This window comes from Halomonas sp. E14 (assembly GCF_052568415.1).
Map to the genome: position 1 here is coordinate 2,956,326 of NZ_CP199423.1, position 20,094 is coordinate 2,976,419.

The window sequence follows — 20,094 nt, forward strand, 5'->3', positions numbered from 1 at the left end:
CTCCTCAGGTGGCACCTGCCGCGGCAGGCTCGCGCCCGCGGCGGCGTTGCTGCAGCAGCAGCACCAGGCCAAACAACAGGAAGCCAGGAATCCACATCCACTCCTTGGCCCAGCGATCCACCGGCGCTAGCACCTCGATGATCTCCTGGTCGAAGTCGAAGCCGAGGTCCGCCGCCAGGCTGCCGAACTGGACGAAGTCGACCGTGGCCTGGTCGCCGTCGATCCACAGCTCCATACCCAGGCGCTCCATGCGCTCCTCGGCGCTGTCGCCACGCGGCACCGGCACCAGCACATAGGTGGTCATGGGGTCGCCGAAGGCATCTTCGCCGGCAATCTGGACGCGCAGCTGGCTACCGTCGTCCACCTCGCCGAGCGCTTCGGCGAACTGGGCCGGCGGAATCGACTCGTACGGGTCGTGGATGCGATCCATCCAGTAGCCGGGGCGGAACAGGGTGAAGGCCACCAGCAGCAGCAGCAGGGACTCATACCAGCGGCTGCGCACCAGCAGGTAGCCCTGGGTTCCCGCGGCGAAGATCAGCATGGCGATGGTCGCGATAATGAATATCACGATGCCCTGCAGCCAGCCGACGTCGATCAACAGCAGGTCGGTATTGAAGATGAACAGGAACGGCAGCGCCGCGGTGCGCAGGCTGTAGTAGAAGGCCTGGAAGCCGGTGCGCAGCGGGTCGCCGCCGGAGACCGCCGCCGCGGCGAACGAGGCCAGCCCCACCGGCGGCGTCACGTCAGCCATGATGCCGAAATAGAACACGAACAGGTGCACCGCGATCAGCGGCACGATCAGGCCGTTCTGCTGGCCCAGCAGCACGATCACCGGCGCCATCAGCGCCGATACCACGATGTAGTTCGCCGTGGTGGGCAGACCCATGCCGAGGATCAGGCTGAGTACCGCGGTGAGCAGCAGGATCAGCATCAGGTTGCCCATGGCCAGTATCTCGACCACGTCGGCCAGCACCAGGCCGACACCGGTCTGCGAGACGGCACCCACCACCACGCCCGCGGTGGCGGTGGCGATGCCGATGCCGATCATATTGCGAGCGCCGGCTACCAGGCCGTCCCACAGGTCGAGGAGGCCCTCCTTGATGTCGGCCACAATGCGGCTGCGGCCGCGGAAGAAGGCCATGATCGGACGCTGCGTTACCATGATGAAGATCATGAACATCGTGGCCCAGAACGCCGACAGCCCCGGCGACAGGCGCTCGACCATCAGGCACCACACCAGCACCACGACCGGCAGGATGTAGTGCAGCCCCACCATCACCGTGGGCCGGGTCTGAGGCAGCACCACCACCTTGGAGGTGGGGTCGTCGAGCTCGAGTTCGGGATAGTAGGAGCCGAGCTTGAGCAGGCCCACGTAGACCACGGCCAGGCCCACGCCGACGACCCAGGGCGTGGCATCGCCCAGCACGGGCTTGAGCCAGCCGAGGCCGTAGTAGACGGCAAACGACAGCGCCATCAGCAGGATCAGGCCGGTGAGGAAGCCGATCACCTTGTTGAGCAGTGGCCGCGCCGGATTGCTCGACGGCAGCCCGGTCATGTTGGCCTTCAGCGCCTCGAGGTGGACGATGTAGATCAGCGCGATATAGGAGATCACCGCCGGCAGGAAGGCGTGGCGGATGACCTCCACGTAGGGGATGCCGACGTACTCGACCATCAGGAAGGCCGCGGCGCCCATCACCGGCGGCATGATCTGGCCGTTGACCGACGAGGACACCTCCACCGCGCCCGCCTTCTCGGAGGAGAAGCCGACCCGCTTCATCATCGGGATGGTAAAGGTACCGGTGGTCACGGTATTGGCGATGGAGGAACCCGAGATCAGCCCGGTCATGCCGGAAGCCACCACGGCCGCCTTGGCCGGCCCACCCTTGTAGTGGCCGAGCATGGAGAAGGCGACCTTGATGAAATAGTTGCCGGCGCCCGCCTTGTCGAGCAGCGCGCCGAACAGCACGAAGAGGAACACGAAGCTGGTGGACACGCCCAGCGCGATGCCGAACACGCCCTGGGTGGTCAGCCACTGGTGGTTGACCAGCCCGTTCAGGCTCACCCCGCGGTGCGCCAGGATGCCCGGCATGTAGGGGCCGAACAGCGAGTAGGCGATGAAGACGGCGGCGACGATCATCAGCGGCGGGCCGAGCGCTCGGCGCGTCGCTTCCAGCAGCACCAGGATGCCCACCACGCCGACAATCACGTCCTGCAGGATCGGCGAGCCCGGGCGATCCGAGAGCTCGGCGTAGAAGAGGAAGATGTAGGCGGCACAGAAGGCCCCGACCAGCGCCAGCACCCAGTCCTGGATGGGGATGCGATCGCGCGGCGAGCGCTTGAGCGCGGGATAGGCCATGAAGGCCAGGAACATCGCGAAGGCCAGGTGGATGGAGCGCGCCTCGGTGGCATTGAACACCCCGACGCGGAAGATGAAGGGCAGCGGCGACGCAATCCAGAGCTGGAACAGCGACCAGGCGGCAGCCACGCCGACCAGCAGCTTGCCCGGTGCGCCAAGCGGCTTGCGTGCCCCGGTATCGCTCGAGGCGACCATATCCTCCAGGTCGACATCACTCGAACGAGGCGTCGTCTTGTTATCCGTCATGAGAGACCTGCCCAAGGTTGGTTGACATGAAGCACCCTGTTTGCAGCGGTTGATGAACCGTAAACAGATGCGCGGACCCCTTGTGGGCGTCCGCGCATCATCAGTGGAGGGGAAGCCCCCTCGCGTTAACCGACCTTACTCGAGCCAGCCGCGCTCGCGGTAGTAGCGAGCGGCGCCATCATGCAGCGGAGCGGTCAGGCCGTCGGAGATCATGTCCTCTTCGTTGAGGTTCTCGAAGGCCGGATGCAGGCGCTTGAAGCGGTCGAAGTTCTCGAATACCGCCTTGACGGTCTCGTAGACGACTTCTTCGTCGACTGCGGTGGAGGTCACGAAGGTGGCCGCCACGCCGAAGGTCTCGACGTCCTCATCGTTGCCGCGGTAGAGGCCGCCGGGGATCACCGAACGGGTGTAGTAGGGATACTCCTCGACCAGGGCGTCGATTTCGTCGCCGGTCACCGGAATGATGCGGGCGTCGATGGTGGTGGTGGCTTCCTGAATGGAGCCGTTGGGATGCCCGACCACATAGACCATGGCGTCGATATTGTTATCGGACAGCGCCGCGGCCTGCTCGGCGGCATCCAGCTGCGAGGCCAGCGAGAAGGTGCTGGTATCCCAGCCCATGGCGTCCATCACCACGTTCATGGTATTGCGCTGGCCGGAGCCCGGGTTGCCGATGTTGACCCGCTTGCCGGGGAAGTCGGTGAAGTGCTGGATGCCGGAGTCGGCGCGGGCGACCACGGTCAGCGGCTCGCCGTGCATGGTGAACACCGCACGCATGTCTTCCCAGGCGCCGTCGGATTCGAAGTTGGCTTCGCCGTTGTAGGCACGGTACTGGACGTCGGACTGCACCACGCCCATGTCCAGCTCGCCGCTGCGCATGCCGTTGACGTTAGCCACGGAGCCCCCGGTGGACGGCGCGTTGCAGCGAATGTTGTGCTCGTCACTGCCGCGATTCACCATGCGACAGACGGACTGGCCTACCACGTAGTAGACGCCGGTCTGGCCGCCGGTACCGATGGTGATGAAGCGATCCTGGGCCACGGCAGGCGCAGAGAACATCGCAGCACCCAGAAGAGCCCCGGAAAAAGCGGCTGCGGAGAATGCATGGCGTTTCATGAACACACCTCTTGACGTTATTGGCAAGCTGATGTTGCAAAAGCAGAATACCGGCCGACTCACGGCCGGCCGCCGGCGGTTTAACCGCCTCTCTCTACTTTAGCGAAAAAACGTCACCTTGAAGGTGACTTTCTCAACATCGTGAATTCTAGCCGTTTTGTAACGTTAAGGGGGCGTTAATTTTTCTTTGTAGCGCCGAAAAAAGTGGTTTACGCCAGTCTTCCCGCCCACAAATACCGCGTTGCACAAAAAAAACCTCGGCCTGCAGGCCACTCCACAGGTTTTTGGGCAAGGCGCCATCAGGGCTTTGCCGGCGCACTGCGCTGAGTCTTTCCGGCTTTTCCAGGCAGCTCGCCCCGCTACCCCTTCTTCACCAGACGACCGACCAGGCGCTGCAGGCGCGGGGCGCCCGCCAGGATCAGCACAAAGGCAATCGGCCAGGCAATGTAGAAGGCCCTCCACCAGCGTGCCATGAAGCCTTCGTCGAGGCCGGTATTGACCCAGGTGATCACGAAGGTCATCAGCGTGACCATATAAATCGACATCAGCAGGGAAAAGGCCAGCGGGGCATAGCGGGGGGACAGCATGGGTCATCTCCAGCAAACAGAAACGAATAAATTTATAACCTATAGCGCATGGAGGCGATGGGAGCGGGTGCGACCCTTGCGCGCAGCGCTCCTTGTCACCCGCCGCGATGGACGACCAGAATGAAGGGAATCAACGCCAGCGCGGCGCGAATTCAGCCTGGCGCCGCAGTTCCCACGACCGCCAATAGCCGCACGAGCGCCAACAGCGACCGTGACCGCCAATAGCCAGGGAGCCTTGCCATGCCTGCCCAGAGCACGCCCGCCCAGATCGAGTGCCGCCAGGGGGATATTGCCCGACAGCCGGATATCGACGCCGTGGTCAATGCCGCCAATGCCCAGCTGCGCCCCGGTGGCGGCGTGGCCGGCGCCCTGCACCGCGCCGCCGGGCCGGAGCTCGACCGTGCCTGCCGCCCGCTGGCGCCGATCGCGCCCGGCCAGGCCGTCATCACCGAAGCCTTCGGCCTGCCCAACCGCCATGTCATTCACTGCCTGGGGCCGGTCTACGGCCGCGACACGCCGGAAGAGATACTGCTGGCCGACTGCTATCGCCACGCGCTGGAGCTGGCCGAGCGGCACGGGCTTACCAGCATTGCCTTTCCCGCCCTGTCGGCGGGCGCCTTCGGCTATCCACTGGAGGCGGCCGCCCGGGTCGCACTCAGCACGGTGAAGGCCACCCTGCCCCGCTGCCCCGGCATCGAACGGGTGCGCTTCGTGCTGTTCGATGCCGACAGCGCCGCCTGCTTCGAGCGCACCCTGGCCGACCTGGACTAGACGTTGTAACCGAGAGTGCGCGGCAGCCACAGCGCGATCCCGGGGAAGATCGCCACCAGCGCCAGGGCGCTGGCCATGGCCAGCACGAACAGCAGCGCCCAGCCCACGGTCTGTTCCAGGCGAATCCTGGCGATGTTGGTGGTCACCATCAGGTTGACCGCCACCGGCGGGGTGAACTGGCCGATGGCGATGTTCATTGCCAGCAGGATGCCGAACCACACCGGGTTCCAGCCGAAGTGCTGCATCACCGGAATCAGGATCGGCATCATGATCAGGTAGATCGAGATGGCGTCGAGCAGCATGCCGGCCAGCAGCACCGCCAGCATGATCAGGATCAGCAGCATCACGCCGTTGTCGGAGAGCCCGATGATCCACTCCGCCAGGTGGCGGAAGGTGCCGAGCATGGTGCCGGCCCAGGCGAAGATGCCGGCCAGGGCGATGATCAGCATCACCACGCCGGAGATCACCGCCGCCTCGCCGAGCAGGCTCCACAGGTCGCGCAGGCTCAGCTCACGGGTCAGGAACAGCCCCACCAGGGCGCCGTAGGCCACCGCTACCACCGCCGCCTCGGTGGGGGTGAACAGCCCCGAGCGCAGCCCGCCCAGGATCAGCACCGGTGCGAACAGCGCCGGCAGCGCCTGCTTGAAGGTCTCGCCCACCTTGAGCCGTTCCGCTCCCTCCACCGGCGTGCCGCCCTCCCAACCGTAGCGCTTCGAGACCAGCAGCGCCGGCACCAGCAGCGCCAGACCGGCCAGGATGCCGGGAAACAGCCCGGCCGCGAACAGCGCCCGCAGGTCGACCCCGGGCACCACGATGGAGTAGAGAATCAGCGCCACCGAGGGCGGAATCAGGATCGCCGTCGAGGCCGACGCGGCGATCAGCGTGGCCGAGAAGGGCTTGGGGTAGCCGGCCTTGGTCATGCTGGGCAGCATCACCATGGCCACTGCCGCGGCGTCCGCCGGCCCGGAGCCGCTCATGCCGCCCATGATCATGCACACCAGCACCGCCACCAGCGCCAGGCCGCCATGACGCGGGCCGATCAGCGCCTGGGCGAAGCGCACCAGACGCAGCGCCACCCCGGCACGCTCGAAGATCAGCCCGGTCATGATGAACAGCGGGATAGCGATCAGCGGGTACTTGGCGATGCTGTTGTAAGTATTGGTGCCAAGCGTGGCCAGCATGTCCGGCGAGAGCCCCGCCACGATGCCCACCGCCCCGGCCAGCGCCAGCGAGAACGCCACCGGCACCCCGGCGATCAGCAGGCCGGCGAAGGCCAGGATCATCCACAGGTCAGGGCTCATCGTCGAGCCTCCCGCGCAGGCGGTCGAGGGTCTGCTGCGCCAGCCGCACCAGCATGGCGGCGGACAGCAGCGGCAGCCACAGCAGGTACCACCACTGCGGCAGCCCCAGCCCCGGTGACAGCGACTCCCACTGATACTCCTCCCAGGTCAGCTTGGCGCCGTACCAGGCGATCAGCCCCAGCACGATGGCGCCGCACAGGCTCTGGAAGAGAATCAGCACGCGGCGCGGCCCGGGCGGAAGGGCGCGCTCGAGCAGGCCGACGCGAATATGGCCGTTGCGCCGCAGCGCCACCGCGGCGCCAGCAAAGGTGAGCACCACCAGCAGGAATACCGAGAACTCCTCGGTGAAGGCCAGCGAACCGCCGGTCACGTAGCGGGTGATGACGTTGCCCAGGCTGATCAGTGAAATGATCGCCAGCGCCAGCGAACCCAGCCAGCGCTCCAGCCTGGCATCGGGAGAGAACTTCATGGACGCCTCGCAGGGAAAGACCCGGCGCCGCGCAGGACGCCGGGGTTAGGCGGGAAGAGGCTCAGCGCGCGTCGATGGCCTGGCGTGCCGTGCTCACCAGCTCCTGGCCGATGCGCGGGATCCACTTGTCGTGCACGCTGCGGGTAGCGGCGACGAAGGCCTCATGCTGCGCCTCGCTCAGTTCGGTCACCTGTACGCCGCGCGACTGGATATCGGCCAGCCGCTCGCTCTCCTGCTCGCGGGTCATGGCGATCTCCCACTGGCCGGCCTCGATGGCGGTGTCGCGCAGGATCTCGCGCTCCTCTGCAGAGAGCGAATCCCACACGCGCTGGTTGACGGCAAAGATCAGCGGGTCGTTCATGTAGTTCCACAGGGTCAGATGCGCTTGACCCACCTGGTCGATGCGCGCCACGTCGAACACCGAGAGCGGGTTTTCCTGGCCATCCACAGCGCCGGTGGTCAGCGCCGGCTGGGCGTCGGTCCAGCTCATCTGGGTGGGGTCGGCGCCCAGTGCGGTAAAGGTGTCTTGGAACAGCGGCGAGCCCACCACGCGAATCTTCAGCCCGCGCAGGTCGCCCGGCTCGCTGATCGGCCCACGCGAGTTGGAGAGCTGGCGAAAGCCGTTCTCGCCCCAGGCCAGCGGCACCACGCCGCGGGCCTGGATGGCCTCGAAGATCATCTCGCCGGCCTCGCCGCCGGTCACCGCATCCACGGCCGCCTCGTCGGGCATGAAGAACGGCAGCGAGAAGAGGTTAAGCTCGGGCACCTGGGGCGACCAGTTGATGGTCGAGCCCACCGCCATGTCGATCAGGCCGGAGCGCATGGCGGAGAATTCGCGGGTCTGGTCGCCAGACACCAGCTGCGAGTTGGGATAGACGCGCAGGGTCAGCTCTCCTCCGGTGCGCTCCTCCACCAGCTCGGCCCATTTCTCGGCCGCCTGGCCCCAGGGGAAGGCGTTGGACAGTACCGTGGAGACGGAGAGTTCGCGGGCTTGCACGGTAGAAGAGAGCGAGGCGGTGAGCACGGCGGCACCGGCCAGCGCCGCGGCAAAACGTGTGAGGCGACGTGCGGAAGTCATGAGGTGTCCTTGCAGCTGAGGCCGGCGCGGGCAGCGCGGCCATGATTATCGTTTTGAAGTGGCGAGATAATTAACGCGCTACGATATTCTACGACCTTGTGCGTTGAATGGTAGCCCGGCCGAGCGCCATTTCGACGACGCCCGCACCACCTGCCGCCGTCTTCCCACAAGGAACTCCCGTGCCACTTCGTGACTTGCTGCTGGGCCTAGTGATCGTGGCCATCTGGGCCCTGAACATCATCGTCATCAAGCTCGGCGTCGAGGAGCTGCCGCCGCTGCTGCTGACCACCCTGCGCTTCCTGCTGGTCGCGGCCCTGCTGGTGCCCTTTCATCCCGTCGCCCGGCAGCATTTCGCCTTCCTGCTGCTGCTTTCCGTCACCTTCGGCAGCCTGCACTTCGCCCTGCTGTTCATCGGCCTGGGCCAGGCGGAAGCCGGCACCGGGGCACTGCTGGTACAGATGGGCACCCCGTTCGCCACCCTGCTGGCGATGGTGTTTCTCGGCGAGCGCCTGAGCGCCAAGCGCCTGGCGGGGCTCTTGCTCTCCTTCGCTGGCGTCATCATCCTCGCCGGCGGCCCCAGCCTGCCCTCGCCGCTGCCCATGGCCCTGCTGTTGCTTAGCGCCTTCGGCTGGGCGGTTTCGCAGCTGCTAATCAAGCGGGGGCCGAACCTGGCGCCCATGGCCCTGGCCGGCTGGACGGCGCTGTTCGCCGTGCCGCAGGTGGCCCTCGGCTCCTGGTGGTTCGAGCGCGACCAGCTCGGCGCCATGGCGGCGGCCGGCGTGTTCGGCTGGGGAGCGGTGTTCTATACCGCGGTGATGTCGTCGATCGTCGCCTACGGCCTGTGGTACGGCCTGCTGCGACGCCATCCGGTCAGCCGGCTGGCGCCGTTGAGCCTGCTGGTGCCGGTGGGGGCGGTGGTGCTGGGCATCGTGCTGCTGGGCGAGTCGCTCAACGCCCACGTGCTGGGCGGCGGGGCCATGGTCATCGCCGGGGTGGCGCTGATCGTGATTCGCTTTCGCAGCTTAATCGACAGCCGCTGAGTCGGTCTGGCAAGCGACCTCCCGGCCCGGCCAGCTCACGCAGGCCCCTACCTCGATGCCGTGCGCCTCGAAGTAGCCGGCGTTCACTTCCAGCGCGGCATGATAGGTTACCCCGGCCAGGGTGGTCGGGCAGTCGCGGGGGGTTGGCGAAGGGCAAGGCTGCATGGTGGCCTTGGCCGCGATGCGCCCCTCGGCGTCGAGGAAGGCGATATCGAGCGGGATGCGGGTGCGGTACATCCAGAAGCCCCCTTCGGGCGGCTGGGCCTCGTCGTAGAGAAACAGCATGCCGGCATCGGGGGCGAGATGATCGCGATCCATCAGCCCCTTCTGACGCTCGGCCGAGGTACGCGCCAGCTCCACCTCGAGCCAATGGCGCTCGCCGTCGGCGTCGATCTCGAGGGGCACCGACTCCAGCGCGGCAGGCTCCGCGGCACCGGCGGACCACTGCCAGGCCAACAGCAGCAAGGACAAGGCAGCCAGCACGACACCCTGGCGCCAGCGTGATGGATGATAGGCCATGCTCATGTCGTCATCTCCTTGGGAGCTTCCGGCAGCAGATGAATGCCCTCCGCCAGCAGGGCCAGCCTCACCTGCACGCCACGTGCCAGGGCGCCGCGCCTGGCGGCATGGGTAGAGACATCGAAACGCAGCGTCTCGCCGACCTGATCGACGCTCACCGCCAGCGAGGTGGTGCCGCCCATCACGATGACCTCACTCACCCGCCCCGCCACCACGTTGCCTCGCGAGTGGCTGTCGCAACGCAGCAGCACCACATCGGAATCGGGCAGGTACCAGGTTACCGCCTGGCCCAGCGACAGGCGCTCGAGCCCCCCGGCCACTTCCAGCATCAGCGAGCCCCACTGCAGCCGTCGCCCACGGGGAGTGTCCACCACCTGCCCGCGGAACAGGTTGTGCCGGTCGAGCAGCCGGGCCACCTCGGCGCTGGCGGGGCGCCGGAACAGCGTCTCGGCGTCGCCTATCTGCAGGCTCTTGCCACCATGCAGCACGCACAGCCGGTCAGCAAGGGCCATCGCCTCGTCCAGGTCGTGGGTAACCAGCACGATGGGAATGCGGATCTGCTCGCGCAGGCGCGTCAGCTCGCGCTGCAACCGCCTACGAGTGACCTGATCCACCGCCGAGAAGGGTTCGTCGAGCAGCAGCACACGGGGCTCGCGTGCCAGCGCTCGGGCCAGCGCCACCCGCTGGCGCTGGCCGCCGGAGAGCTGGGCCGGATAGCGCTCGCCCAGCCCGTCCAGGTGCACTCGGGCAAGCCAGCGCGCCGCCTGTTCGCTACGCTGCGCCGGCTCGAGGTGGCGCAGGGCGATGCGGATGTTGTCGCGAGCGGTGAGGTGCGGGAACAGCGCGTAGTCCTGGAAGACGAGGCCGATGCGGCGGCGCTGCGGCCCGAGGTCGACCCCGGTCGCGGTGTCGAGCCAGGCGTTCTCGCCGCAGGCGATGCGCCCCGAGCGCGGCGTCATCAGCCCGGCGATGGCGCGCAGCAGCGAGGTCTTGCCGCTGCCGGAAGGCCCTACCAGTGCCAGCAGCTCGCCGGCCTCGCAGTGGAAGCGTGCATCGAGAGGTATGGGGCCGGCCTGTTGCACGGCCACCTCCAGCCGGCCGGACGCGGGCAGCAGCGGGCCACCCTCTTGCACGGTGCGGTGAAGGTCAGACACGGCGCCACCGCCTGCGGCCCGCCAGGCCGTAGACCACTCCGATGGTGACGAAGGAGACCAGCAGCAGCATGGCCGACATGATGCCGGCGCCGCGCTCATCGAAGGCTTGCACCCGGTCGTAGATGGCAATGGCGAGAGTGCGGGTCTCACCGTCGATGGCCCCCCCCACCATCAGGATCACCCCGAACTCTCCCAAGGTATGGGCAAAGGTCAGCGCCAGCGCCGAGATCACGCCGGGCCACACCAGCGGCAGCTCGATGCGCAGGAAGGTCTGCCAGGGGGAGAGGCCGCTGCACCAGGCCGCTTCGCGCAGGTTGGCGGGCATCGCCTCGAAGGCACGCTGAATCGGCTGCACGGCGAACGGCAGGTTGGCCACCAGCGAGGCCAGCAGAATGCCGGTGAAGGTAAAGTTGAGCCCCTCGCCGGTGAGACGATGCCACAACGCACCGAACGGCGCGTCGCGGCCGAAGCTCATCATCAGGTAGAAGCCCAGCACCGTGGGTGGCATCACCAGCGGCAAGGCAACCAGCGCCTCGCACAGCGGCTTGCCGCGAAAGTGCGTCTGCGCCAGGGCGCGGCCCAGCCACAGCCCGACGGGCAGCAGGAACAGGCAGGTCAGCGCCGCCAGCTGCAGCGAGACTGACAGCGCCGTCCAATCCATCAATGCGTCTCGCTTACTGCACCAGGCGCCCCGGCATCCTCTTCGCCGCCCAGGGGCGCGTGCGCCTCGCCGGGCAGGCGGAACCCGTAGCGGGACAGGATCTCGCGCGCTTCCTCCTGCTGCAGCCAAGCATAGAAGGCCCGGGCGGTTTCCCCGGCCCCCTTGACCAGCACCATTCGCTGCACCAGCGGCGCGTGCCAGGCTTCGGGAACCAGCACGTAGTCGCTGCGTTCGGCCAGCTGCGGGGCCAGCGCCAGGGACCAGGCGACGAACCCGCCACGGGCATCATCGGAGAGCGCAAACTGGGCCGCCTGGGACACGTTCTCGCCAAGGACACGCAGCGCGGCCGACGCCTCCCACAGCCCAGCCCGCTCGAGCGCCTGCTGCGCCGCCACGCCGTAAGGGGCATGCTCAGGATTGGCCAGGGCGATGCGCGGCCGACCCTCGCCCTGGGCGTGCGCCGCCAGCGCTGCGCGCACCCCGGCCAGCGGGTCGTCCTCTGCGGGCAGGTCGTCACGTCCGGCCCGCTGCAGCCAGGCCAGCCGGCCGATGGCATAGACCACCCCTTCATCCTCGGTCAGCCCCTCTGCATGCAGCGCCAGCACGTAGGCTTCGTCGGCCGACAGGTAGAGCTCGAAGGGGGCGCCCTGGGCAATCTGGCGGCGGAAGTTGCCCGACGAGCCGAAGTTGAGTCGCAGCGCCTGGCCGCTCTCGGCCTCGAAGCGCTTCGCGGCCTCGGCCAGGGCGAACTGAAGATCGGAGGCTGCCGCCACGGTGGGCGTGGCGGCAAAGGACGCCGGCGCCACGGCCAGCAGCCATGCCGCTAGCGTCCAGCGAAGGGAAGATGTCAGTGCCATGCGTGCTCTCGACCCGAGTGAGATGACGGCATTGTCATGCAGCAGGCAGGGCCGGTAAAGCCGCCAGGGGAGGTACCCCTTCGCTGGCCGCCCAGGCCGCTCAGGGGGAGGCGGTCTCGCGCTGGCCGAGAATCGCCATCAGGTCGATGCGGGTTTCGCGGGTGCTGAGGTCGAGCAGCCCTTCCAGCGCCTGGAGATGATCGTGGATGCACGTGCGTGCCGCCTCGCCGTCGCCGCTACGCAGGTGGGCGAGCAAAGCGGGATGATCCTCAGCCAGGTAGCAGCTGGTCAGGCCCGCACGCTTGTAGAGGGCGATGACGATGGAGGTGCGCAGGATCAGGTCGGTGAGCATCGCCCCAAGCACCCGGTTGGGCGAATGCTCGGCCAGCAGATGGTGAATGGCCAGCGAGTTTTCGATGCGCGCCGCCTCGTCGCCGCGGGCATGGGCCGCAGCCTCCTGCTCGACCCGCAAAGCGATGGTGGCAAGCCTGGCCTCATCGAGCCGGCCGGCCAGCAACGCCGCGACTTCGCCCTCAACCAGGCGCCGGGCCGAGAAGGTCTCGCGGGTCTCTTCGATGCTCGGCGCGCGTACCCGGGCGACCTGGTTGGGCTGCTGGCTGACCACGTGGTCGGCGGCCAGCCGGGTCAGCGCCTTGCGCACCACCGAACGGCTGACCCCGAAGATGTCGCCGAGCGCCACCTCGGGCAGGCGCGTGCCGGGCGGCAGGCGCTGGGTCAGCACCGCCTCGCGCACCTTGTCGACGATGAAGCGATCGCTGATCCGCCCTCCCCCGCGGGTCTCGGCGGCAATTTCGTCCTGCCAGGTCGTGCTCATGGGTCGCCCTCACTCCCGTTGTTGGGCTTACCTTCGCATGTTTCGCGCAACCTGGCCACACGAACCCCGGCCTTCTGTATACAAAACCTCGTGAAAACCGACGCTAGCCGCCAGGTTTCGGTCAGGCGCTGCGGTGAGACTCGGACACGTCGAGGATCTTCAGGGTATTGGTGCCGCCGTGGGCGTTCATGTGATCGCCCCGGGTCAGGATGACATGATCCCCCGGTTCGGCAATCCCCTTCTCCACCAGCAGCGCCAGCGCCCGGTCGTTGAGCTCCGTGGCCGCCATGTCGCTGGTGTCGAACGGCAGCGAGACCACCCCGCGATACAGCGCCATGCGCCGCTGGGCCACCGGGCTGTGGGCCAGCCCGACGATGGGCAGCCCCGAGCGGATGCGCGAGGCGATCAGCGGCGTGTAGCCGGTCGAGGTCATGCAGGCGATGGCGGCCACCCCGCTGAGATGGTTGGCGGCGTACATGGCGGAGAGCGCGATGGTCTCGTCGATGCGCGAGAAGCCTTCGTGGATGCGGTGCCCCGACGCCTGAGCCACACGCTCGCGCTCGGCGCCCAGGCACACCCGGCGGATCGCCTCCAGGGTCTCCACCGGGTAGTCGCCGGCGGCGGTCTCGGCCGAGAGCATCACCGCGTCGGTGCCGTCGAGCACCGCATTGGCGACGTCGAACACCTCGGCCCGGGTGGGCAGCGGCGAGGTGATCATCGACTCCATCATCTGGGTGGCGGTGATCACCGCGCGGTTGAGCGTGCGGGCGCGCTTGATGATGCGCTTCTGCATGCCGATCAGCTTCTCGTCGCCGATCTCCACGCCGAGATCGCCGCGGGCCACCATCACCGCCTCGCTGGCCTCGATGATGCCGTCGAGGGTGGCCTCGTCGGCCACCGCCTCGGCGCGCTCGAGCTTGGCGACCAGACCGATCTCCTGGCCCGCTTCGCCAAGCAGGCGGCGTGCTTCGCGCATGTCCTCGGCCGAGCGTGGGAAGGAGACGGCGAGGTAGTCGACGCCGATCTCGATGGCGGTCTTGAGGTCGGCCTTGTCCTTGTCGGTCAGCGCCGGGGCCGAGAGCCCGCCGCCCTGCTTGTTGATGCCCTTGTTGTTGGAGAGCTTGCCGCCGGTGACCACCACGGTGTGCACCTGCTGCCCCTCGATGCGCTCGACGTCGAGCACCAGGCGGCCGTCGTCGAGCAGCAGGCGGTCGCCGGGGGCGACGTCGTCGATCAGCTGCTTGTAGTCGCAGCCGACGCGGCTGGCGTCGCCGGCGTTGCCGTCGAGCGCCATGTCGAGCACGAAGGGCTGGCCCGGGGCGAGCACCACAGGGCCGTCCTTGAAGCGGGCGATGCGGATCTTGGGCCCCTGCAAGTCGCCGAGGGCGGCCACGCTCTTGCCCAGGCGCTCGGCGATCTCGCGCACGGCGCTCAGGCGGCGGCGGTGGTCGTCGGCCGAGCCGTGGGAGAAGTTGAGGCGCACCACGTCGACGCCGGTGCGAAGCATCGCCTCCAGCACGCCCTCGCGGTCGCTGGCCGGACCCAGGGTGGCGACGATCTTGGTGCGGCGGATGGGGTCGTGGATGGGGGCATGGGGCGGAAGCGTCATGGTGTCCTCGGCAAGACCAGGATGGCACGGAAGTCGTTGACATTGGTGCGGGTCGGCCCGGTGACGATGAGCCGGTCCAATGCCTGGAAGAAAGTATACGCATCGTTGCGTGACAGGTAATCGACAGGCGTCAGGCCCTGCTCGCGGGCTCGCTGCCAGTCGTCGGGCGAGAAGTGTGCACCGGCGTTGTCCTCGGAGCCGTCGATGCCGTCGGTGTCGATGGCCAGGGCATGAATCCCTTCGGTGCCGGCCAGGGCCTCGAACAGCCCCAGCAGGTATTCCACGTTGCGCCCGCCGCGCCCGTCACCGCGTACGGTGACGCTGGTCTCACCGCCGGAAAGAATCAGCAGCGGTGCGTCTATCTCGTCGCGCGCCTCCAACGCCAGGCGCGCCTGGGCCCGGCCCAGCTCGCGGGCCTCGCCCTCCAGGTCATCGCCCAGCACCCGTACGTTCACGCCGGCCGCCTCTGCCGCTGCCCGGGCGGCCTGCAGCGCATCGCAGGCCCGCGCCAGGGTCACGCTGTCATCGCGGGCGAAGGCCGCGTCGTCGGGGGATGGCGCCCCTTGGCTCTGCTCCAGGTGGCGACGCACGTGGTCGGGCACGTCGATGGCGTAGCGCTCCAGCACCGCCAGCGCATCGGCCGGGGTCGAGCGATCCGGCAGGGTCGGCCCCGAGGCGATCTGGGTGGCCACGTCGCCGGGAATGTCGGAGATCAGCCAGGTCACCACCTGGGCGGGGTGTGCCGCCGCCGCCAGGCGTCCGCCCTTGATCGCGGAAAGGTGGCGGCGCACGGTATTCATCTGGCCGATCGGTGCGCCGCAGCGCAACAGCTCGCGATTGATCGCCTGCTTGTCGGCAAGCGAGATGCCATCGGCGGGCAGCGTCATCAGCGCCGAGCCGCCGCCGGAGATCAAGGCGATCACGCGGTCGTCCTGGCCCAGTTCCGCAACGGCCTCGAGCATGCGGCGGGCGGCCTTCTCGCCCAGGTCGTCGGGCATCGGATGGGAGGCTTCGAGCACCTCGATCACCTGGCACGCTTCAGCGTGGCCATAGCGGGTGACCACCAGGCCGCTGAGCGGCGCGTCGGGGCAACGCGCCTGCCAGGCACGCTCCAGCGCGGCGGCCATGGAGGCCGCCGCCTTGCCGGCACCGACCACCACGGTGCGCCCGGGCGGTGGATCGGGCAGCAGATCGGCCACCAGCGTCTGGGGATGCACGGCCGTCACGGCGACATCGGCAAGCCGGCACAGCCAGCCCGCCACGTCCCCCGCAGGCTCGAAGGAAGGAAGGTCGGGAATCATGAGCACACCTCGCAGCGGAAGACAGCTTCGACGGTAACAGCCGGGTACGAAAGAAAAAAGCCCGGCGGCGGGCTGGGTCCCCACTGCACCCGCCGCCGAGACAAGGACCACCGCAGTGGTCGCTCGGCAGACGACGACCCGACGCCTGCCGAAAAAGCAGCCTAGAACGTGCCGGCAGTGGCCGAACGCCGCTCAACGCTGCCCCAGGGAGCCTGGTTCAGCTGCCCACTTCGTGGGCCGCCAGCGCTTCCAGCGCGCGCAGGATGCCGGCGTGGTCCCACTCCTCCCCGCCTTGGGCGGCACAGGCCTGGAACAGCTGCTGGGCATTGGCGGTGCCGGGCAGCGCCAGGTTGAGGCTGCGCGCACCTTCCAACGCCAGGTTGAGGTCCTTCTGGTGCAGCTTGATCTTGAAGCCAGGATCGAAGGTGCGCTTGATCATGCGCTCGCCGTGCACGTCGAGGATCTTCGACTGGGCCAGGCCGCCGAGCAGCGACTCGCGCACCTTGGCCACGTCGGCGCCCGCCTTCGAGGCGAACAGCAGGCCTTCGGCTACCGCTTCGATGGTGAGTGCCACCACGATCTGGTTGGCCACCTTGCAGGTCTGGCCGGCGCCGTGGCCGCCGATATGGGTGATGGTCTTGCCCATCACTTCAAGGATCGGCCGGGCGCGCTCGAAGCCCTCCTGGGTACCGCCCACCATGATGGTCAGCGCCGCGTTGATGGCACCGCCCTCGCCGCCGGAGACCGGCGCATCAACGTACTCGCCGCCGGCGTCATGGATGCGTTTGGCGAAGCCCTGGGTGGCGATGGGCGCGATGGAGCTCATGTCGATCACCAGGGTGCCCGGCTTGAGCCCTGCGGCAACCCCTTCCTCGCCAAACAGCACCTCTTCCACGTCAGGAGTATCGGGGACCATGGTGATGATCACCTCGGCCTGCTCGGCCACGGCGCGGAGGCTGTCGACCTCGCGCATGCCCTTGTCGGCCAGGGTGGCGTCCAGCGTGCCGCGCTTGACGGTGACGAGTTCGTGGCCGGCATCCAGCAGATGCCCCGCCATGGGGCGGCCCATGATGCCAAGGCCAATGAAACCGATCTTGCTCATGATGATTCTCCTTTCAGCTTGTCTTTGTCGTTGCAGCCTTGCCCGGCGGTTGTCGCATATGACGTCGCCACTCGGGGCTGACCCGTCGACAGGCCCCGGGGCGCCGGACCGACGAGGAGGCGCTGTGAACCCATCCCTGGGCGCTACTTTTGCCCTGCTTCGCTCTCGCATCCTGCTTCGCTTGCAGGACCTGTGCGGGCCATCCATGGCCAGCCCGTTCGGAGCAGTGCTCCTCACCCATGGCAAAAGACCTCCTCTTCGGCCTGCCCCCGGCGCCCCTCGTCAAAAGGTCTGCGGCATTTTTCAGCCGCGGGCCTGATCCAGCCAGCCCAGACCTTCACGGGTTGTCGTCTTCGGCTTGTACTCGCAGCCGATCCAGCCGTCGTAGCCCAGCCGGTCGAGATGGGCGAACAGGAACGGGTAGTGGATCTCGCCGGTGCCCGGCTCATGACGCCCCGGGGTATCGGCGATCTGCACATGAGCTATGCGATCCAGGTGCTTCTCGAGGGTCGGCGCCAGATCGCCCTCCATGATCTGCATGTGGTAGATGTCGTACTGCAGCTTGAGGTTGGGGCTGCCCACCTCGTCGAAGATCGCCAGGGCCTGCTCGGTGCGGTTGAGGAAGAAGCCCGGGATGTCGCGGGTGTTGATCGGCTCGGCCAGCAGCAGGATGCCGGCGGCTTCGAGCTTCTCCGCCGCGTAGCGCAGGTTCTCCACCAGGGTGCGCCGCGCCTGCTCCAGGCTCACGCCCTGGGGCTGGATGCCGGCCAGGCAGTTGACCTGCTTGCAGCCGAGCACGGTGGCGTAGTCGATGGCCTTCTCCACGCCGGCACGAAACTCCTCGACCCGCTCCGGGTGGCAGGCGATGCCGCGCTCGCCGGCAGCCCAGTCGCCGGCCGGCAGGTTGTGCAGCACCTGGGTCAGGCCGTGCTCGTCGAGCCGCGCCTTGAGCTCGACGGCGGAATAATCGTAGGGAAAGAGGTACTCGACGCCCTTGAAGCCGGCCTCGGCGGCGGCCTTGAAGCGGTCGAGGAAATCCTCCTCGGTGAACAGCATGCTGAGGTTAGCGGCAAACTTGGGCATAGTTGTCTCCTTGGTTCGTGGCCAGGGCTCGCGTGTCTGTCATACGGGGCTGACCCGGCCTGCCAATCAATCGAAACGGTGAGTTCTCGCAGTTAAGTGAGTTGGGCGATAGAAGTCGGCGCATCCGCGCCCTCGTCGGCCAGGGCCTCGAACTCATTGATGGCATCGAGGTCGGTGCCCATGGCGATGTTGGTCACCCGCTCGAGGATCACCTCCACCACCACCGGCACACGGTATTGCTTCATCAGCTCACGCGCTTCCTTCAGCGCCGGCGCGATCTCTTCGGGCCGGGTGACGCGCAGCGCCTTGCAGCCCAGCCCCTCCACCACCGAGACGTGATCGACGCCGTACTCGTTGATCTCCGGGCAGTTGATGTTCTCGAACGAGAGCTGCACGCAGTAATCCATCTCGAAGCCGCGCTGGGCCTGGCGAATCAGCCCCAGGTAGGAGTTGTTCACCAGCACGTGGATGTAGGGCAGGTTGAACTGCGCGCCCACGGCCAGCTCCTCGATCATGAACTGGAAGTCGTAGTCGCCGGAGAGCGCCACCACTTCCGCGCTGGGGTCGGCCTTGCACACGCCAAGCGCAGCGGGAATGGTCCAGCCCAGCGGACCGGCCTGGCCGCAGTTGATCCAGTGGCGCGGCTTGTACACATGCAGGAACTGGGCGCCGGCGATCTGCGACAGGCCGATGGTACTGATATAGCGGGTATTCTTGCCGAATACCTTATTCATCTCCTCGTAGACCCGCTGCGGCTTCACCGGCACCTCGTCGAAGTGGGTCTTGCGCAGCAGGGTGCGCTTGCGCTCCTGACACGACTCGGCCCAGGCGCTGCGATCCTTGAGCGTACCCGCCGCCTTTCTCTCGCGGGCCAGTTCGACGAACAGTTCCAGCGCCGCCTTGGCATCGGAGACGATGCCGTAGTCGGGGCCGAAGATCCGCCCGATCTGGGTCGGCTCGATGTCGACATGAACGAATTTACGCCCCTTGGTATAGGTCTCGAGGTTGCCGGTGTGACGGTTGGCCCAGCGGTTGCCGATGCCCATCACGAAGTCGGATTCGAGCAGCGTGGCGTTGCCATAACGGTGTGAGGTCTGCAGCCCGACCATGCCGGCCATCAGCGGGTGGTCATCGGGCAGAGTGCCCCAGCCCATCAGGGTGGGAATGACCGGCACGCCGGTGAGCTCGGCGAACTCCTGCAGCAGCGCGCTGGCGTCGGCGTTGATGATGCCGCCGCCGGCGACGATCAGCGGCCGCTCGGCCTCGTCGAGCATGGCCATGGCCTTCTCCGCCTGGGCGCGGGAGGCGCGCGGCTTGTAGGCCGGCAGCGGCTCGTAGGTGTCCGGGTCGAACTCGATCTCGCTCATCTGCACGTCGATGGGCAGGTCGATCAGCACCGGGCCCGGCCGTGACGAACGCATCAACTGGAAGGCCTGCTGGAAGGCGCGCGGCACCTGGGCCGGCTCCAGCACGGTGATCGCCCACTTGGTCACCGGCCCGGCGATGGCCTGGATGTCGACGGCCTGGAAGTCCTCCTTGTGCAGCCGGGAACGCGGCGCTTGGCCGGTGATGCACAGGATCGGGATGGAGTCCGCGCTGGCCGAATAGAGCCCGGTGATCATGTCGGTGCCGGCGGGGCCGGAGGTGCCGATGCACACGCCGATGTTGCCGGCCTGGGTGCGGGTGTAGCCCTCCGCCATGTGCGAGGCGCCCTCGACGTGGCGCGCCAGCACATGATCGATGCCGCCGATCTTGCGCAGGGCGGAGTAGAACGGATTGATGGCAGCGCCGGGCACACCGAAGGCAACATCGATGCCCTCTTTCCTGAGCACATGAACGGCGGCTTCTGCTGCGGTCATACGAGCCATGACGGACCCTCCGAGAGTGGCTAGTTTTGTTTTTGGAAATATTTTCTATATGCCGAGACTAGAAGCAGCCGCCCGCAGCGTCAAGCGTTTGTGGAAAATATTTTCATATATTTTATGAAAAGAAAAAACCCAAGCGTAATC

At 67.4% G+C, this 20,094-nt stretch carries 18 protein-coding genes; 2 read left to right on the forward strand and 16 right to left on the reverse strand.

Features of this window, described 5'->3' with window-relative positions; translation table 11 throughout:
• Positions 1-4: 4 nt before the first annotated feature.
• From ACT7B3_RS13755 to ACT7B3_RS13765, 3 genes are all read right to left on the reverse strand, one after another.
• Entirely contained in the window at positions 5-2,602 is a 2,598-nt protein-coding gene (locus ACT7B3_RS13755) for a TRAP transporter permease (RefSeq protein WP_445158324.1), read from the reverse strand.
• Between the two features lie 135 nt (positions 2,603-2,737).
• Positions 2,738-3,718 carry a TAXI family TRAP transporter solute-binding subunit gene (locus ACT7B3_RS13760; RefSeq protein ID WP_444676943.1) on the reverse strand — a complete coding sequence of 327 codons (981 nt, stop codon included), beginning with the start codon at positions 3,716-3,718 and terminating at the stop codon, positions 2,738-2,740.
• 359 nt (positions 3,719-4,077) lie between these two features.
• The gene (locus tag ACT7B3_RS13765; protein ID WP_445158325.1) at positions 4,078-4,305 is read right to left on the reverse strand and encodes a DUF2798 domain-containing protein; all 228 of its coding nucleotides are present in this window, start codon (positions 4,303-4,305) and stop codon (positions 4,078-4,080) included.
• A gap of 240 nt (positions 4,306-4,545) precedes the next feature.
• Here ACT7B3_RS13765 and ACT7B3_RS13770 point away from each other — a divergent pair, with 240 nt between their 5' ends.
• Positions 4,546-5,076 carry a macro domain-containing protein gene (locus ACT7B3_RS13770; protein WP_445158326.1) on the forward strand — a complete coding sequence of 177 codons (531 nt, stop codon included), beginning with the start codon at positions 4,546-4,548 and terminating at the stop codon, positions 5,074-5,076.
• Here the strand turns inward: ACT7B3_RS13770 and ACT7B3_RS13775 are convergent.
• The 3 genes from ACT7B3_RS13775 to ACT7B3_RS13785 all read right to left on the reverse strand — a co-directional run bounded on the left by ACT7B3_RS13775 (position 5,073) and on the right by ACT7B3_RS13785 (position 7,924).
• Complete coding sequence (locus ACT7B3_RS13775) at positions 5,073-6,377, reverse strand: TRAP transporter large permease (protein ID WP_445158327.1); 1,305 nt, start codon at positions 6,375-6,377, stop codon at positions 5,073-5,075. The two genes, ACT7B3_RS13770 and ACT7B3_RS13775, sit on opposite strands and share 4 nt — an antisense overlap.
• Positions 6,367-6,846, reverse strand: coding sequence for a TRAP transporter small permease (locus tag ACT7B3_RS13780; protein ID WP_445158328.1), 480 nt, complete (start codon positions 6,844-6,846; stop codon positions 6,367-6,369). Before ACT7B3_RS13780 ends, ACT7B3_RS13775 begins: the two co-directional genes overlap by 11 nt.
• Before the next feature lie 61 nt (positions 6,847-6,907).
• Entirely contained in the window at positions 6,908-7,924 is a 1,017-nt protein-coding gene (locus ACT7B3_RS13785) for a DctP family TRAP transporter solute-binding subunit (protein ID WP_444676940.1), read from the reverse strand.
• Positions 7,925-8,103: 179 nt separating this feature from the next.
• Here ACT7B3_RS13785 and ACT7B3_RS13790 point away from each other — a divergent pair, with 179 nt between their 5' ends.
• Complete coding sequence (locus ACT7B3_RS13790; protein WP_445158329.1) at positions 8,104-8,964, forward strand: DMT family transporter; 861 nt, start codon at positions 8,104-8,106, stop codon at positions 8,962-8,964.
• Here the strand turns inward: ACT7B3_RS13790 and ACT7B3_RS13795 are convergent.
• The 10 genes from ACT7B3_RS13795 to gcl all read right to left on the reverse strand — a co-directional run bounded on the left by ACT7B3_RS13795 (position 8,947) and on the right by gcl (position 19,953).
• The gene (locus ACT7B3_RS13795) at positions 8,947-9,489 is read right to left on the reverse strand and encodes a DUF192 domain-containing protein (RefSeq protein ID WP_445158330.1); all 543 of its coding nucleotides are present in this window, start codon (positions 9,487-9,489) and stop codon (positions 8,947-8,949) included. The genes ACT7B3_RS13790 and ACT7B3_RS13795 overlap by 18 nt on opposite strands.
• On the reverse strand, positions 9,486-10,637 hold the full coding sequence (locus ACT7B3_RS13800) for an ABC transporter ATP-binding protein (protein WP_445158331.1): 1,152 nt from the start codon (positions 10,635-10,637) through the stop codon (positions 9,486-9,488). Before ACT7B3_RS13800 ends, ACT7B3_RS13795 begins: the two co-directional genes overlap by 4 nt.
• Entirely contained in the window at positions 10,630-11,298 is a 669-nt protein-coding gene (gene modB / locus ACT7B3_RS13805; protein ID WP_445158332.1) for a molybdate ABC transporter permease subunit, read from the reverse strand. Before modB ends, ACT7B3_RS13800 begins: the two co-directional genes overlap by 8 nt.
• The gene (modA, locus tag ACT7B3_RS13810) at positions 11,298-12,155 is read right to left on the reverse strand and encodes a molybdate ABC transporter substrate-binding protein (protein WP_445158333.1); all 858 of its coding nucleotides are present in this window, start codon (positions 12,153-12,155) and stop codon (positions 11,298-11,300) included. Before modA ends, modB begins: the two co-directional genes overlap by 1 nt.
• Before the next feature lie 100 nt (positions 12,156-12,255).
• Positions 12,256-12,990: a GntR family transcriptional regulator gene (locus tag ACT7B3_RS13815; RefSeq protein WP_445158334.1), complete on the reverse strand. Its 735-nt coding sequence runs from the start codon at positions 12,988-12,990 to the stop codon at positions 12,256-12,258.
• A gap of 121 nt (positions 12,991-13,111) precedes the next feature.
• Positions 13,112-14,599: a pyruvate kinase gene (pyk, locus tag ACT7B3_RS13820; protein ID WP_445158335.1), complete on the reverse strand. Its 1,488-nt coding sequence runs from the start codon at positions 14,597-14,599 to the stop codon at positions 13,112-13,114.
• Positions 14,596-15,900: a glycerate kinase type-2 family protein gene (locus tag ACT7B3_RS13825; protein WP_445158336.1), complete on the reverse strand. Its 1,305-nt coding sequence runs from the start codon at positions 15,898-15,900 to the stop codon at positions 14,596-14,598. The genes pyk and ACT7B3_RS13825 overlap by 4 nt, the downstream gene beginning before the upstream one ends.
• A 217-nt stretch (positions 15,901-16,117) precedes the next feature.
• On the reverse strand, positions 16,118-17,002 hold the full coding sequence (locus tag ACT7B3_RS13830; RefSeq protein WP_445158337.1) for a 2-hydroxy-3-oxopropionate reductase: 885 nt from the start codon (positions 17,000-17,002) through the stop codon (positions 16,118-16,120).
• A gap of 303 nt (positions 17,003-17,305) precedes the next feature.
• Positions 17,306-18,085, reverse strand: coding sequence for a hydroxypyruvate isomerase (hyi, locus tag ACT7B3_RS13835; RefSeq protein WP_445158338.1), 780 nt, complete (start codon positions 18,083-18,085; stop codon positions 17,306-17,308).
• Positions 18,086-18,177: 92 nt separating this feature from the next.
• A complete protein-coding gene (gene gcl / locus ACT7B3_RS13840; protein ID WP_445158339.1) occupies positions 18,178-19,953 on the reverse strand; it encodes a glyoxylate carboligase in 1,776 nt (591 codons plus the stop codon).
• Between the last annotated feature and the right edge of the window lie 141 nt (positions 19,954-20,094).